This window comes from Magnetospirillum sulfuroxidans (assembly GCF_018224925.1).
In the GTDB taxonomy this organism is placed as follows: Bacteria; Pseudomonadota; Alphaproteobacteria; order Rhodospirillales; family Magnetospirillaceae; genus Magnetospirillum; species Magnetospirillum sulfuroxidans.
This window is the reverse complement of the sequence record NZ_JAGTUF010000002.1, coordinates 1-13,558: the sequence shown is the minus strand read 5'-3', so window position 1 is coordinate 13,558 and position 13,558 is coordinate 1. Positions and strand designations below refer to the sequence as shown.

The window sequence follows — 13,558 nt, the reverse complement described above, 5'->3', positions numbered from 1 at the left end:
CGGGGGAATGTACATGAACCGTCGTCTGCTGTTGGTCGTGGTGGCTGCCTTGGGCCTGAGCGCCTGCTCTGATTGGATTGGGGAAAAAGAAGCGCCGCCTTTGCCGGGCAAGCGCATTTCGGTGTTGTCGGGGGAACGGAACCTGGCGCCGGAACTGAGCGGCGAGGCGGCGACAATCAAGCTGCCGCCGCCGGAACCCAATGAAGACTGGCCGCAGGCTGGCGGTTATTCCAACCACGCCATGCACCACATGGAAGTGGGCGATCACCTGCAACGGATTTGGCGCAGTTCCATCGGCGAGGGCTCGACCAAGCGCGCCAAGCTGCTGGCTCAGCCGGTTATCGCCGAAGGCCGGGTCTTCACCTTGGATTCCAGTGCCGAGGTGCGCGCTTTCGATGCCCATACCGGGGCTAAATTGTGGGCTTTCGACATTACCCCCAACGATGAGGATGATACCTTCTCTGGCGGTGGCTTGGCCTATGAAGACGGCCAATTGTTCATTTCCACCGGTTTCGCCCAGGTGGTGTCCTTGGATGCCGGCAACGGTCATGTGCTGTGGCGGCAATCCCTGTCCGGCCCCATGCGCGGCGCCCCTACCGTGCGCGCCGGCCGTGTTTTCGTCATTACCGTCGATAATCAGACCCACGCCTTGGCCGCCGAGGACGGCGCCGTGCTGTGGAGCCATCAGGGCATCAGCGAGGCCGCCAGCCTGTTGGGCGGCACCAGCCCGGCGGTGGATGGCAATGTCGTCGTCGTGCCTTATTCCTCGGGCGAATTGTTCGCGTTGCGCGTCGATAACGGTTCAGTGCTGTGGCAAGAGCAATTGACCACCGTGCGCCGCACCGATGGGGCGGCGTCGCTGACCGATATCCGAGCCCGCCCGATCATCGATCGCGGCCGCGTCTATGCCATCGGCCATGCCGATCTGTTGGTGGCCGTTGATCTGCGCACCGGTCGCCGGTTGTGGGAACGCGAGATCGGCGGCATTCAAAGCCCATGGGTGGGGGGCGATTACCTGTTCTTGGTCAACAACAACAATGAAGCGGTGGCGTTGGACGCCAAGACCGGCAAGGTTTTGTGGGTGACCCAATTGCAGATGTGGGACGACGAGGAAGACCGCACCGGCCGTATCATTTGGACCGGTCCCATTCTGGCGTCGGATCGCCTGATCCTGGCGTCGTCGCATGGCAAATTGTTGTCGCTGTCCCCTTATGATGGCGCCGTTCTGGGAACGGAAAAATCCGACGGGGTCAGCATCGCGCCGTCGGTCGCGCAAGGAGTGGTGTACTTCCTCACCGATGATGCCGATTTGGTGGCGTACCGCTGATATGACCTTTACCGTAGCTATTGTTGGCCGCCCCAATGTGGGCAAGTCCACCTTGTTCAACCGACTGGTTGGCCGCCGGTTGGCCATCGTCCACGACATGCCCGGCGTCACCCGCGATCGCCGCGAGGGCGCGGCGACCTTGCTGGGCATGGAATTCCAAGTCATCGACACCGCCGGCTTCGAAGACGCCCATGACGATTCCATCGAGGCGCGGATGCGTCATCAGACGGATACCGCCGTGGCCAGCGCCGATGTGGTGCTGATGCTGATCGACGCCCGCGCCGGGGTGACTCCGCTGGATGCCCATTTCGCCGAGTACCTGCGCAAGCAAAAGACCCCGGTTATTCTGGTCGCCAACAAATGCGAAGGCAAGGCCGGGGCGCCCGGCATGTACGAATCCTATGGATTGGGGTTGGGTGAGCCGGTTCCGTTCTCGGCCGAGCATGGCGAGGGACTGGCCGATCTGTTCGACGCGCTGCGCCCGTTCGCCGAAGCCGCCGGGGCCTTGGACGACGAGGAAGAGGAAGACGATTTCCACCTGCCGCCCACCGATGGCGAGGAAATCGAAACCGAGGATCGGCCCGAACGACCGCTGCAATTGGTCATCGTCGGCCGCCCCAACGTGGGCAAATCGACCCTGGTCAATCGTCTGCTGGGCGAGGACCGCATGCTCACCGGCCCCGAAGCCGGGCTGACCCGCGACGCCGTTTCGGTGGAATGGGAACATGGCGGCCGCCGTATCCGGCTGGTCGATACCGCCGGTTTGCGCCGTCGCGCCAATATTGAAGATCCGGTGGAAAAGCTGTCGGCATCCAATACCCTGGAAGCCATTCGCATGGCCGAAGTGGTGGTGCTGGTGCTTGATTGCGCGGCCATTTTGGATAAGCAGGATCTGACCATCGCCCGCATGGTGGTGGAAGAGGGCCGTTCGTTGGTGTTGGCCATTAACAAATGGGACATGGTGGAAAAGCCGCAAGAGGCTTTGCAACGGCTGTCGGACCGGCTGGAAACCTCGATGCCCATGGTGCGCGGCTTGTCCACCGTGACCATCAGCGCCCTGACCGGGCGCAGCGTCGACAAGATGATGGATGCGGTGCTGGCGGTCCATAAGACCTGGAACCGCCGTATTCCGACCTCGCAGCTGAATCGCTGGCTGGAAGACGTTCTGTCGCACCATCCGCCGCCGGCCTTGCCTGGCGGGCGCCGTCTCAAAATCCGCTATATGACCCAGGTCAAGGCGCGGCCGCCGACCTTCGTCATTTTCGCCTCCAAGCCCGAGGAATTGCCGGAAAGCTATAATCGCTATCTGATCAACGGCTTGCGGGAACAGTTCAAATTGGCCGGCGTGCCCATTCGCCTGTATGTGCGCGGTGGTCGCAATCCCTATGCCGACAAGAAAAAGTAAATGCTTCTCTTCAGCCGGCGCGGCGATGGCCGCGTACGGCCGAAGGGGCGAAGCCAAAGCGCTGGCGAAAGCGGATGGCAAAGCGCGAGGGCGAATCGTATCCGACCTCCAAGGCGATGCGGTTGATGGCGAAATCGGTGGATTGCAACAGCGACAGCGCCATTTCCATGCGCGTATTGACCATGATTTCGCTGGGTGAGGTTCCGGTTTCGGCCAAGCGCCGCCGCAAGGTTGCTTCGCTTAGGCCTAAGCGAACCGCCAAATCCTTCGTCGTCCAGGCCGCATCGGCGGCGGCGGATATCAGTCGCCGCACCCGCAACGCCAGGGGGATGCAAGCGCAGGCGCTGAGCCGAATGCGATGTTGGGCCAACCACAGCAGAATTTCCGCCCCACGGTGACGGGCGACAGGGTCGGGGATATGGTCGGCATCGTCGATGGCGGCCACCGCCCGCTCGAAGGCGGCCAGGAACTCGGCCGGCATCGGTCCGGCAACGCAGGCATCGGCAAGTATGGGCAGGTCGGCGCCGATGGCGTTTTGTTCGGCCAGGAAGGCCTGATCCCAAACCAGACAATGGGCGCGGTAATCGCCGGTCGCAGACGGGCGGTTGGTGACGTCGAAGCTTTGGCCACCGGCAATGGCGAGCATGTGGCCGGCAGGGACCTGCCATTGACGGCCGGCTGATTGCAGTATTTTGGTGCCGCGTCTGACCACGATCAGCGTCGGCTGGTCGATGGTCAGACGGGTGAACCGCAATTCCCGCTTTTGCACGATGGCCGAACTCAGGCCCAAGCCAGGGCGGCTGAAGATTTGGCGTTGGTCGGCAGGGGATTGCGGCGGCATGCGACCTCTTATCGCTGGGCGGTGAAGCTGGTGGTGGCTTGGGCCAGGGCGGCCATGTTCGAGACGAAACCGACCATGGCGGCGGTTGCCTGGGGCGGAACATCAAGCTTTGCCACCGTCAAGGCCTTGACGGTGATGGTGTAGCGGTGGATTTGGCCCGGTGGCGGACACGCGCCCAGATATCCGGGCTGGCCCAGATCGGTGTTGAATTGGACCGCCCCGGTGGGCAAGGCGGCCTGACCGCTGCCGGCGCCGCGCGGCAGGGCGGTGACGGTCGCCGGAATGTCGGCCACCAGCCAATGCCACCAACCCGAACCGCTGGGGGCGTCGTGATCGTAAAGGGTGACGAGGAAGCTTTTGGTTGCGGCCGGAGCGCCGTTCCAGACAATATCGGGCGAGATATTGGCCCCGGCGCAGCCGAAGCTGTTGGCGTAGCCATCGGCGGATAAGCGCCCATGCGGAGCGGCGGTGGTGTGGACGGTGAAATCACCGGCCCAGGCCGTGGCGGGGGCGCAAAGCAGGCAAAGCAGCAGGGACAGTGTTTTCGACATCATCGGCTTCCTGTTTCGGATGGCGTGTGATGTCAGCTTAGGCGCCGTCCTTTGTCGCCATCGTGCCGATCCGACCGAATTCGGTGCCGATCCGCTCAAATGGGGTCAGAAGAATTTTTCCCACAGCGACAGCACGATTTCAAAGACGATCAGGAAGACGATGTACCATTCCACCCGCAGCGAACGGCTGGTATGGACCAGATCAAGCAGGGTCTCGGCGGTGTTGCCGATGACTTCCAGTTTGTGATCAAGCGCACGGGACCGTTCGCGGATTTCGTATTCGCGTTCCAGGCGGCCGAACAGGCCCTCCAATTCCGGCAAGTTCCACAGGGCCTCGGGCTTTTCCAGAACCTCGGCGCGGCCGACCATGCGATGCTGCGTCAGCAGCACGTCGCCGATCTGCGACAACAATTCCTTGATCTTGAAATTGCGGCTGCCGTGGCGCTTTAACCGTCCGGCCAAAGGCTCGACCCGGTCGAACACGGCGGCGACCCGGACTTCGAAATGTTCCAGCAGCATGTCCTTGGCCAAGACGTCGGCGACCACCTGCATGCGTTCGGGGGTCAGTTCGGCCAAGATGATGGTGCCGTCGGGGTCCACATGTTCGGCATTGCCGGCGACAATGTCCAGATGGGCCTGTTCCCGCCCCGGTTCCGCCAACGGATCGCTGACCAGCCGGGTCAGGTCGGCCAGATAATGGGCTTCTTCCTCGGCGCTGACGTCGAACAAGACGACGACGCCATAGCGAAACAGCACGGCATAGCCCTTGCGGCCGACGCGCAATGTCAGCGGCGTGGTGGCCAGCGCCTGGGTTTGTTCGAAGCCGCGGGTATCCAGGCGCTCGCCCAGCAAGAAGCCGCGAACGATGATGGTGCGCCGCTCGGAGGTGGTGTCGATTTGGTCTTGTTCTATCATGGTGGGGCTAATGCTGACGCCACCATGCGCCGAAATCAAGTGAAGCTATTCCGCCGCTTGCCGTGCCGGCGTCACGAGCGATTGGGCCACGGCGGCGGCGGTCTCGGCGATGGCTGTGACGGCGCTGTCCAACAGACAGCTCATTTGCATGAATGAATGGGGGGCGTCGGCATGGATCGACAGCCGATGGGGCACCCCCGCTTGTTCCAGCTTGGCAGCCAGGGCCAGGCTGTCGTCAAGCAGGCAATCCAGGCCGGCGCCGATCACCAATTGCGGCGGCAAGCCGTGCAAGTCAGCCCAGAGCGGAGCCGCCAGGGGATTGTCGCGTTGGGCGAAATCAGCCAGATATTGCGACCAGAACCAATCGACCCGTTCGGTGGTCAAACCAAAGCCGCCGCCACCGAACAGGCGGTGCGAGGCGGTGTGCAGGTCGGCGGAAAACATGCCATAGAGCAAGGCGCCAAAGCGCGGCGGCGGCAAACCGCGATCACGCAAGGCGATGGTCGCCGCCAGGGCTAGATTGGCGCCGGCGGAATCGCCGCCGACGGCCAAGGCGTCGCCGTCCAGACCGTGCTGATGCCCGTGGTGGCGGACCCAGGCGATGGCGTCCAAGGCCTCGTTCAACTGACCGGGAAAGCGCACTTCCGGCGCCAGCGAATACCCCAAGGCCAGCACCGTCACGCCGGAACGCTGGGCCAGCAGACGCAGCAGGCGTTCGTGGGTGTCCAGGCCGTTCAGGGCAAAGCCGCCACCGTGGAAATAGACCAGAACCGGCCGGGCCGGGCCGCCTTGTTCAACCGTGTCGAACAAGCGCAGGCGCAAGGGGGCGCGGTCGGCACGATCGACCACGATGTCTTGGCGGCGCGCCACCGGTGGCAGATCGTGATTCCAGATCGCCTGATAGGCCAAGGCCATGCTTCGCGCTTGGGCCAAGGGGTGGCGCAACGGGTCGGCCGGGCTCACCCCATGTTCGGCGGCATAAGCCTGGATCGCGGCAAGACTGGGCAGGGATGGCATGGATGGGACTCCGTTAAGGTCGTCGCCAGCTTCATACAACATTAAAAGCATGTCAAAGAAAATAAAATAACAACAAAGAAGTGTTTTTTAAGCGGGGTGAAGAATGGGCCGTCGAGGGTAAAATTTAGGGGGATTCCAATATTTCAATTGCCAGCAAACGCTCTGGCGAAAGATTGATTTTTGTGTGGTGAGAGGGCATCCTCTCGCAGGGGTTTCGGTGGCGTGTTGTTGGCCCTGGATGCAGAAACCAAAAATGCATCGGTTGATGATCGTCGGCGCTATAGTTGCGCTGCATTGCAATCGCTGTGCGGCGTTTTGGGTAAGTCAGTGCTTTTGTTGGCGGTTCCGCTTTGTCGGTCATGGCATTACAAAGGCAAGACAAGGCAACGGATCAGTGCACTAACGGCATTTGTTGAACAAGGATCAGGCGGGATGGGTGAGACGACGATGCAGCGGGATCAGGCCGAAGACCGGACCGACAGTGAACTAACCGCTCCGGCCGCGGACAAACCTTCGATCCTGATGGTCGAGCCGCTGATGCCCAAGCCGAAGGCCAAGCCTCGGCGCAAGAATGTCGATAGCGCTACCCGCATGGTGCGCGCGGTCAATTTCGTCGCCGGGATTTCCACCTTCCTGTGGCTGGGCTTTTGCGGTCAATACGTCAATACCAGCATCGGCTGGGACAACATGATGGCGTTGCAGCCGCAGGAATTGGGCGGCATCGTCGGCGCCGCCTTTGTTCCTGTCGCCTTGTTGTGGATGGTGCTGGCATGGCTGGATCGCGGCCGGGTCATGCGTATCGTCGCCCGCGAACTGGACGACCATCTGCGCCGTTTGACCTATCCGTCGGATGAATCCGAGAACCGGGTCAAGGCGGTGTCGGATTCGCTGATGGCCCAGACCAAGGCGCTGACCGAAGCGTCTGAGCGCGCCGCCGTCGATGCCGACAAGGTTCGCACCTTGATGGCCAGTCAGATCGATAATTTGTCCTCGGTGCTGGGACGCGTCGGCGGCGATGCCCGCGACGCTGTCGACGCTTTGCGGGGCGAGGTTGATCGCCTGACCCATGCCGCCGATTCGGCGACCACCCGCGCGCGCGAGATTGAACATCTGCTGCGTCTGCAAACCCAAGAACTCAACATGGTCACCGAAAATGCCGCCGCCAAGGTGCGCGAATTCGGTGATTCCATGCATCAGCAGGTCGAAGCCATCGACCAAAGTTCGACCCGCGCCGCTCAGCGGGCGGAAAGCATGTCGGGACAGATCGCCAAGCATACCGAGGCGTTGGACAAGACCTCGCAGGCGGCGGTCACCCGCGCCGAAATGGTTGGCCAAATTTTCGCCGAAAAGGCCGCGGCCCTGGCCGAAGGCGCGGGCAACGCCGCCGAACGCACCGAATCGGTGGCCAGCACCTTGTCGCAGCGGGTCGAGGCGTTGGAGACGTTGTTCACCCGGCAGAACAACGATTTGGATCAGGCGGCCATTCGTTTGGCCGAACAGACCGGCCGCATCAGCCAGTCGTTGCAGCAACAGGCCACGGGCCTTGACCAGATCACCGACCGCGTGCTGTCGCGCATTCGCATCGTCGAAGAAGCGCTGTCGGTGCAATCGCGTGAAGTATCCTCGGCCTCGGATCAGGCCATGAACCGTTTCCGCGAAATGGAAGAGGTTCTGGGGCGCCATGCCGAGCAATTGCGCACCACCGCTGACGAAGCGTCGGCGCAATTGGGTGAAGTGGGTGAAGTCTTCGCCCAGCGCCGCGACGATGTCGATCAGGCGGCCGAACGGGCCGGGACCCGTGTGCGTGAAAACGGCGATCTGTTCCAATCCCAGGCCCGCGCTTTGTCGGCGGCTTCCGATCAGATGCAGGCCCGTGCCCGCGAGGTGTCGGAAACCCTGCGGCTGCATATCGAGGAATTGGGCAAGGGGTCGGAACGCGCCGCCGGTCAGGCCGAGGCCATCCGCCAGTCGCTGCGCAAGCAGGCCGACGAATTGGCCGACGCCGCCAATGTGGTGTCGACGCAATCGCGCCTGTCCGAAGCTTCGCTTAATCAGCAATCGCGCCATCTGATGGCGACGTCGGATCAGGTGATGGCCAAGGTCAAGACCATCTCGGATACCTTGCGCCAAAATACCAACGATCTGGTGGCGGTGTCGTCGCGGGTTGGGGTTGAACTGGACGCGGTGGGCGAGGGCTTGCGCCAGCGCACCATGGAAGTGGGCTCGGCCGCCACCAAGGCGGTGGCTGACACCGCCGGGGTTTCGGAAATGCTGGAACAGCGTTCCGAACAGATGGGCGCCATCGCCGAACATGTGGCCACCCGTCTGCGCGGCACCATCGACGCCCTGCGCCGGCAGACCGAGCAATTGGTCGCTTCGGCCGATCAGACCCAGGTGACGGTCAGCGCCGTTGGCGAAAAGCTGAAAGACCAGACCGAAGCGGTGGCGCGTGTCGCCGACGATTCATCGGAAGTGCTGCAAGCCTTCGGCCAAGCCATCGCCAAGCACGCGGTGGAAGTGGGCGAAGCGGCGCAACGGGTGTTCCACAACTCGCAGACCGCTGGCGACGCCCTGCGCCAGATCGTCCGCGATTTCGAGGAATCGTCCAACAAGACCGCCGGTCAGGTCACCGGGGCTGGCGACATGCTGCGCGCCGGCATCCGCGATCTCAATCAGGCGTCGGAACGCATTACCTCCAGCGTGCGGGCCTCGGGCGATTCCTTGCGCCGCTATGCGCTGGAATTGCAGGAATCCACGGATCGCACCGGCGCCAAGCTGGAAACCTCGTTCGAGGTTATCCGGCAGAAATCCAATGATCTGGGGGTTACCGGCGAACGGCTGTCGCAGCAGGCGGAAAATCTGGCCGCCACTTTCGGCCGTCAGATCGACGAATTGGTCAGCGCCTCGAAATTGGCGGAAATGCGGGCCGAGCAGATCGAGGATCGCCGCGCCAACGCCTCGGTCGAGCATTTCCTCCGCAATGCCGCCTTCATCGTCGAGAAGCTGCAATCGCTGTCGGTGGATATCGGTCGCATCTTTGCCACCAATATCGACGAAAAAGCCTGGCGCGAGTTCCATGCCGGCGATCAAAGCGTGTTCGTGCGCAAGATTCTCAAGAATCTGGACAAGCACCAGATCGCCGCCATCAAGAACAAGTACGAGGATGATGGCGAGTTCCGCGAATACGTCACCCGTTATCTGGCCGAGTTCGAGGCGCTGCTTAATCAGGCGCGCCAGTCCGATTATGCTGACGTGCTGACCGGGACGTTCACCTCGTCCGAGGTTGGGAAGCTTTATCTGGTCGTCGCCCGCGCCTTGGGCCGATTGGAATAAAGCGACGTTCACGCAAAACGGGGGGCGAAAGCCCCCCGTTTTCATTTCTGGGCACAGGTCGTTTAATCCTGGGCGAAAACGACGATGCGCCGGGCTGTCAGTCCGACCTGTTGTCCCGGTTCCAGCCGCAGACGGGCGTGGGAATCGCGGTCGATCACCGCTTCGGCGTGGACGTCGCCGTCAAGGCGCAAGTCCAGGCGCACGGTGGGGCCAAGCACCACGTGATGGCGGATGGTGGCGTCACGGCCGTGGGGATCGATGTCGATTTCATGGGGACGGATGAAGGCGATGCCCTTGCCGTCGGCAAGGCCGGTGGCGGCGGTGCGCCAATGGGCCACGTGGGCGATGCCATCGCGGATGGTGGCGTCCAGGCGGTTGGCGTTGCCGAGGAACTGAAAGACGAAAGGACTGGCCGGGTTGTCGTAGATGTCGGCGGGGCTGCCGATCTGTTCGATGCGGCCCTTGCTCATCACCACCACTTCATCGGCCAGTTCCAAAGCTTCTTCCTGGTCGTGGGTAACGAAAACCGACGTCAGCCCCATGTCATCGTGCAATTGCCGCAGCCAGCGCCGCAAATCCTTGCGGACCTGGGCGTCCAGGGCGCCAAAGGGCTCATCCAGCAACAGCAGGCGCGGCTCGACCGCCAGGGCGCGGGCCAGGGCGACGCGTTGACGTTGCCCCCCAGAGAGCTGCGACGGATAGCGTGGGGCCAGACCGGACAAATGCACCAGATCAAGCAGGCGGGCGACGCGGTCAGCGATTTCGGCCTTGGTCAATTTGTTGGCGCCCTTGCGGACCTTAAGGCCAAAGGCGACGTTTTCGGCGACGCTCATGTGGCGGAACAGGGCGTAATGCTGAAAGACAAAGCCGACGCGGCGGTCGCGGGTTTGCAAATTGGCCGCGTTCAGGCCATTGAGGTGCACATGACCGCTATCGGCATGATCAAGTCCGGCCAGAATACGCAACAGCGTCGTCTTGCCCGATCCCGATGGTCCCAGCAATGCCACCAACTTTCCGTCGGGGATGCGCAGGGAGACGTCATTCAAAGCGCGAAAAGCGCCAAAGGTTTTACTCAGGTGCGAGACTTCGATCATGGCTTTAGTGTCCGGCCGTGGCGCCAAGCTCGGCCCGATGCCACCAGGCAAGGGCTGTTTTGGCGACCAGGGTGACCAGGGCCAAAAGCGCGAGAAGCGAGGCAACGGCGAAGGCGCCGACGAAATCATATTCATTGTAGAGAATCTCCACATGCAGGGGCATGGTGTTGGTCAGGCCGCGAATGTGCCCCGACACCACAGAGACGGCGCCGAATTCACCCATGGCGCGGGCGTTGCACAGCAAGACGCCGTACAGCAATCCCCATTTGACGTTGGGCAGGGTGACGGCCCAAAAGGTGCGGAAGCCGCCGGCCCCCAGGGTCAAGGCCGCTTCTTCCTCGTCGCGGCCCTGTTCTTCCATCAGTGGGATCAACTCGCGGGCGACGAAGGGGAAGGTGACGAAGAGGGTGGCAAGAACGATGCCGGGGATGGCGAAGATGATCTTGAGATCATGGGCGATCAGCCATGGCCCCAATATCCCTTGGGCGCCGAACAACAAGACATAGATCAGCCCCGAGATGACCGGCGACACCGAGAAGGGCAGGTCGATGAGCGACACCAGCCAAGCCTTGCCGGCAAAATCGAACTTGGCGATGGCCCAGCTTGCCGTCAGCCCGAACACCATGTTCAGCGGCACGGCGATGGCGGCGACGATCAGGGTCAGGCGAATCGAGGCCAAGGTGTCGTCCCCCCCGAGAGAGTGCCAATACGCCAAGACGCCCTTGCGCAAAGCCTCGGTCAGCACCGCGGCCAAGGGTAAGGCCAGGAACAGGAGCAAAAAGCCGATGGCGAGGGCGATCAGCAGCCAACGGATGAGCAGAGGGTCACGGTTCATGAGGCGGCTCCTCGGCGCTGGCGGTTCCACTTCTGCAACAAATTGATGGCCAGCAGCAGGGCGAACGATGCCGCCAGCATCAGGCAGGCAATGGCGGTGGCGCCGACGTAATCGTATTGCTCGAGCTTGGTGACGATCAAAAGAGGGGCGATCTCAGAGAATCCCGGCAGGTTGCCGGCAATGAAAATGATTGACCCGTACTCGCCGACAGCGCGGGCGAAGGCCAGCGAGATCCCGGTCAGCAACGCCGGGGCGATGGCCGGTAAGATGACGCGGACAAAGGTCTGCGACCTCGAGGCTCCCAGGCTGGTGGCGGCTTCTTCCAATTCCCTGTCCACATCCTGCAACACCGGTTCAATGGTCCGCACGACAAAGGGCAGGCCGATGAAGATCATGGCAATGATCGCCCCCAAGGGGGTAAAGGCCACCTTGAACGGCAACAAATGTCCAATCCAGCCGTTGGGGGCGTAAAGCGCGGTCAGGGCGATGCCAGCGACGGCGGTGGGCAAGGCGAAAGGCAGGTCGATCAAGGCATCGATAATTTTGCGGCCGGGAAAGCGATAGCGTACCAAGACCCAGGCGACCAGCAGACCGAACACTCCATTGACGCTGGCCGCAATGGCCGCACCGCCAAAAGAAAGCCGGAACGAGGCGAGGACGCGGGAATCGCCAAGGGTGGCCAGCCATTGCGTCGCCGACATGCCGGCGGCTTTGGCGATCAGTGCCGCCAGCGGGATCAGGACCACCAGCGACAGATAGGCGAGGGTCACGCCCAGGGTTACGGAGAACCCTGGGATGACCTTAGGTTTGCTGGCGGCCATTACTTCTTCGCCACGATGCGGTCAAAGATACCGCCATCGGCGAAATGTTCCTTTTGCGCCTTGGCCCAGCCGCCAAAGACGTCGTCGATGGTAAAAAGCCGCACCTTGGGGAAATTCTGCGCATATTTGGCGGCGATATCTTGGTTGCGCGGCCGGTAATGATGCTTGGCGGCGATTTCCTGGCCCTGCTCGGTATAAAGAAAGTTCAGATAGGCTTCGGCCTGGGTGCGGGTGCCGCGGCGGTCGACGATCTTATCGACGACGGCGACCGGCGGTTCGGCCAGAATGGACAGGCTGGGGGCGACGATCTCGAAGCCGCCGCCGAATTCGTCATTGGCGAGGATGGCTTCGTTCTCCCAGGCCAGCAACACGTCGCCCAATCCTCTTTGGGCGAAAGTGTTGGTGGCGCCACGAGCGCCGGAATCCAGCACCGGGACGTTTTTATAAAGGGCGGCGACGAATTCCTCGGCCTTGGCCGGGTCGTTGTTCCATTTGTTGAGCGCATAGCCCCAGGCGGCCAGATGGTTCCAACGCGCTCCCCCCGAGGTCTTGGGGTTGGGGGTGATGACCTGCACGCCGGGCTTGATCAGGTCGTCCCAATCCTTGATTCCCTTGGGGTTGCCCTGTCGGACCAGGAAGACGATGGTCGAGGTATAGGGCGAGGAATTATAGGACAAACGCTTTTGCCAATCGGGGGCCAGCAGCTTGGCCTTGTCGGCGATGGCGTCGATGTCATAGGCGAGGGCCAAGGTGACGATATCGGCTTCCAGTCCGTCGATGACGCCGCGCGCTTGCTTGCCCGAACCGCCATGGGACTGATTGATCTTCAGCTCTTCGCCGGTCTTGGCCTTCCAATGGGCGATGAAGGCGGCGTTGAAATCCTGGTACAGCTCACGCGTTGGATCATAGGAAACATTGAGCAAGGTCTTGGGTTCGGCGGCGCGGGCGCCGGGAATGGCCAACGCAATGGCGGCGGCGATGGCGGCGGCGGCGGCGGCGGCCAGGGTGGCGCGTTTGATGTCTTGGATCAGAAACCAGGTCATGAGGGGCTCCTTGAAAGGGATCAATCCGCATCTCTAAAAATCTATAAAAACATAGACTTTAAGATTGGACAGAGTCAAACCCATAATTCCAAGGGGGCGAGGTGCTAAAGTGTCAGGAGAAAAAGGGGAGGGGACGGCCCTTCCGCCCGCATTCTGCGGGGGAAGGACCATTCGCGGCTCGTTACAGCTTTTCGACCAGCTCAGGCACGGCCTTGAACAAATCGGCGACCAATCCGTAATCGGCGACCTGGAAGATGGGGGCCTCTTCGTCCTTGTTGATGGCGACGATGACCTTGCTGTCCTTCATGCCGGCCAGATGCTGGATGGCGCCGGAAATGCCGACGGCGATGTAAAGGTCGGGGGCGACGATCTTGCC

The 13,558-nt window shown here is 62.1% G+C and carries 12 protein-coding genes and 1 pseudogene; 3 read left to right on the top strand and 10 right to left on the bottom strand.

What is annotated here, in order from left to right; all coding sequences use genetic code 11:
• The first annotated feature begins 13 nt into the window (after positions 1 to 13).
• Positions 14 to 1,327 (top strand): PQQ-like beta-propeller repeat protein, encoded by a 1,314-nt coding sequence (locus KEC16_RS03950; RefSeq protein WP_211546378.1) that lies wholly within the window; start codon positions 14 to 16, stop codon positions 1,325 to 1,327.
• A 1-nt stretch (position 1,328) separates the two neighbouring features.
• Positions 1,329 to 2,732, top strand: coding sequence for a ribosome biogenesis GTPase Der (gene der / locus KEC16_RS03945; RefSeq protein ID WP_211546377.1), 1,404 nt, complete (start codon positions 1,329 to 1,331; stop codon positions 2,730 to 2,732).
• Between the two features lie 10 nt (positions 2,733 to 2,742).
• Here the strand turns inward: der and KEC16_RS03940 are convergent, their stop codons facing one another.
• The 4 genes from KEC16_RS03940 to KEC16_RS03925 all read right to left on the bottom strand — a co-directional run bounded on the left by KEC16_RS03940 (position 2,743) and on the right by KEC16_RS03925 (position 6,056).
• On the bottom strand, positions 2,743 to 3,573 hold the full coding sequence (locus KEC16_RS03940) for an AraC family transcriptional regulator (protein WP_211546376.1): 831 nt from the start codon (positions 3,571 to 3,573) through the stop codon (positions 2,743 to 2,745).
• A gap of 8 nt (positions 3,574 to 3,581) precedes the next feature.
• Positions 3,582 to 4,127 (bottom strand): YbhB/YbcL family Raf kinase inhibitor-like protein, encoded by a 546-nt coding sequence (locus tag KEC16_RS03935; protein WP_249208774.1) that lies wholly within the window; start codon positions 4,125 to 4,127, stop codon positions 3,582 to 3,584.
• A 102-nt stretch (positions 4,128 to 4,229) separates the two neighbouring features.
• A complete protein-coding gene (locus KEC16_RS03930) occupies positions 4,230 to 5,039 on the bottom strand; it encodes an RMD1 family protein (protein ID WP_211546375.1) in 810 nt (269 codons plus the stop codon).
• A gap of 45 nt (positions 5,040 to 5,084) precedes the next feature.
• Entirely contained in the window at positions 5,085 to 6,056 is a 972-nt protein-coding gene (locus tag KEC16_RS03925; protein ID WP_211546374.1) for an alpha/beta hydrolase, read from the bottom strand.
• 432 nt (positions 6,057 to 6,488) lie between these two features.
• Here KEC16_RS03925 and KEC16_RS03920 point away from each other — a divergent pair, with 432 nt between their 5' ends.
• Positions 6,489 to 9,389, top strand: coding sequence for a coiled-coil domain-containing protein (locus KEC16_RS03920; protein ID WP_211546373.1), 2,901 nt, complete (start codon positions 6,489 to 6,491; stop codon positions 9,387 to 9,389).
• Between the two features lie 62 nt (positions 9,390 to 9,451).
• On the opposite strand, the gene KEC16_RS20165 is transcribed toward KEC16_RS03920, so the two are convergent.
• The 6 genes and pseudogenes from KEC16_RS20165 to KEC16_RS03895 form a co-directional block, all read right to left on the bottom strand.
• Positions 9,452 to 9,727, bottom strand: coding sequence for a TOBE-like domain-containing protein (locus KEC16_RS20165; protein ID WP_428846049.1), 276 nt, complete (start codon positions 9,725 to 9,727; stop codon positions 9,452 to 9,454).
• A gap of 90 nt (positions 9,728 to 9,817) precedes the next feature.
• Positions 9,818 to 10,483 (bottom strand): annotated as a pseudogene (locus KEC16_RS20160) (sulfate/molybdate ABC transporter ATP-binding protein); the annotation flags it as partial.
• A gap of 4 nt (positions 10,484 to 10,487) precedes the next feature.
• A complete protein-coding gene (gene cysW / locus KEC16_RS03910) occupies positions 10,488 to 11,318 on the bottom strand; it encodes a sulfate ABC transporter permease subunit CysW (RefSeq protein WP_211546371.1) in 831 nt (276 codons plus the stop codon).
• Entirely contained in the window at positions 11,315 to 12,139 is an 825-nt protein-coding gene (cysT, locus tag KEC16_RS03905) for a sulfate ABC transporter permease subunit CysT (protein WP_211546370.1), read from the bottom strand. Before cysT ends, cysW begins: the two co-directional genes overlap by 4 nt.
• Positions 12,139 to 13,182: a sulfate ABC transporter substrate-binding protein gene (locus KEC16_RS03900; protein WP_211546369.1), complete on the bottom strand. Its 1,044-nt coding sequence runs from the start codon at positions 13,180 to 13,182 to the stop codon at positions 12,139 to 12,141. The genes cysT and KEC16_RS03900 overlap by 1 nt, the downstream gene beginning before the upstream one ends.
• 181 nt (positions 13,183 to 13,363) lie before the next feature.
• Positions 13,364 to 13,558: FAD-binding protein (locus tag KEC16_RS03895; protein ID WP_211546368.1), on the bottom strand; the 195-nt coding region annotated here is incomplete at its 5' end.

Coding starts and splice junctions, on each gene's coding strand:
- KEC16_RS03950 (WP_211546378.1), top strand. CDS start 14: ATGAACCGTCGTCTGCTGTTGGTCGTGGTGGCTGCCTTGGGCCTGAGC.
- der (WP_211546377.1), top strand. CDS start 1,329: ATGACCTTTACCGTAGCTATTGTTGGCCGCCCCAATGTGGGCAAGTCC.
- KEC16_RS03940 (WP_211546376.1), bottom strand. CDS start 3,573: ATGCCGCCGCAATCCCCTGCCGACCAACGCCAAATCTTCAGCCGCCCT.
- KEC16_RS03935 (WP_249208774.1), bottom strand. CDS start 4,127: ATGATGTCGAAAACACTGTCCCTGCTGCTTTGCCTGCTTTGCGCCCCC.
- KEC16_RS03930 (WP_211546375.1), bottom strand. CDS start 5,039: ATGATAGAACAAGACCAAATCGACACCACCTCCGAGCGGCGCACCATC.
- KEC16_RS03925 (WP_211546374.1), bottom strand. CDS start 6,056: ATGCCATCCCTGCCCAGTCTTGCCGCGATCCAGGCTTATGCCGCCGAA.
- KEC16_RS03920 (WP_211546373.1), top strand. CDS start 6,489: ATGGGTGAGACGACGATGCAGCGGGATCAGGCCGAAGACCGGACCGAC.
- cysW (WP_211546371.1), bottom strand. CDS start 11,318: ATGAACCGTGACCCTCTGCTCATCCGTTGGCTGCTGATCGCCCTCGCC.
- cysT (WP_211546370.1), bottom strand. CDS start 12,139: ATGGCCGCCAGCAAACCTAAGGTCATCCCAGGGTTCTCCGTAACCCTG.
- KEC16_RS03900 (WP_211546369.1), bottom strand. CDS start 13,182: ATGACCTGGTTTCTGATCCAAGACATCAAACGCGCCACCCTGGCCGCC.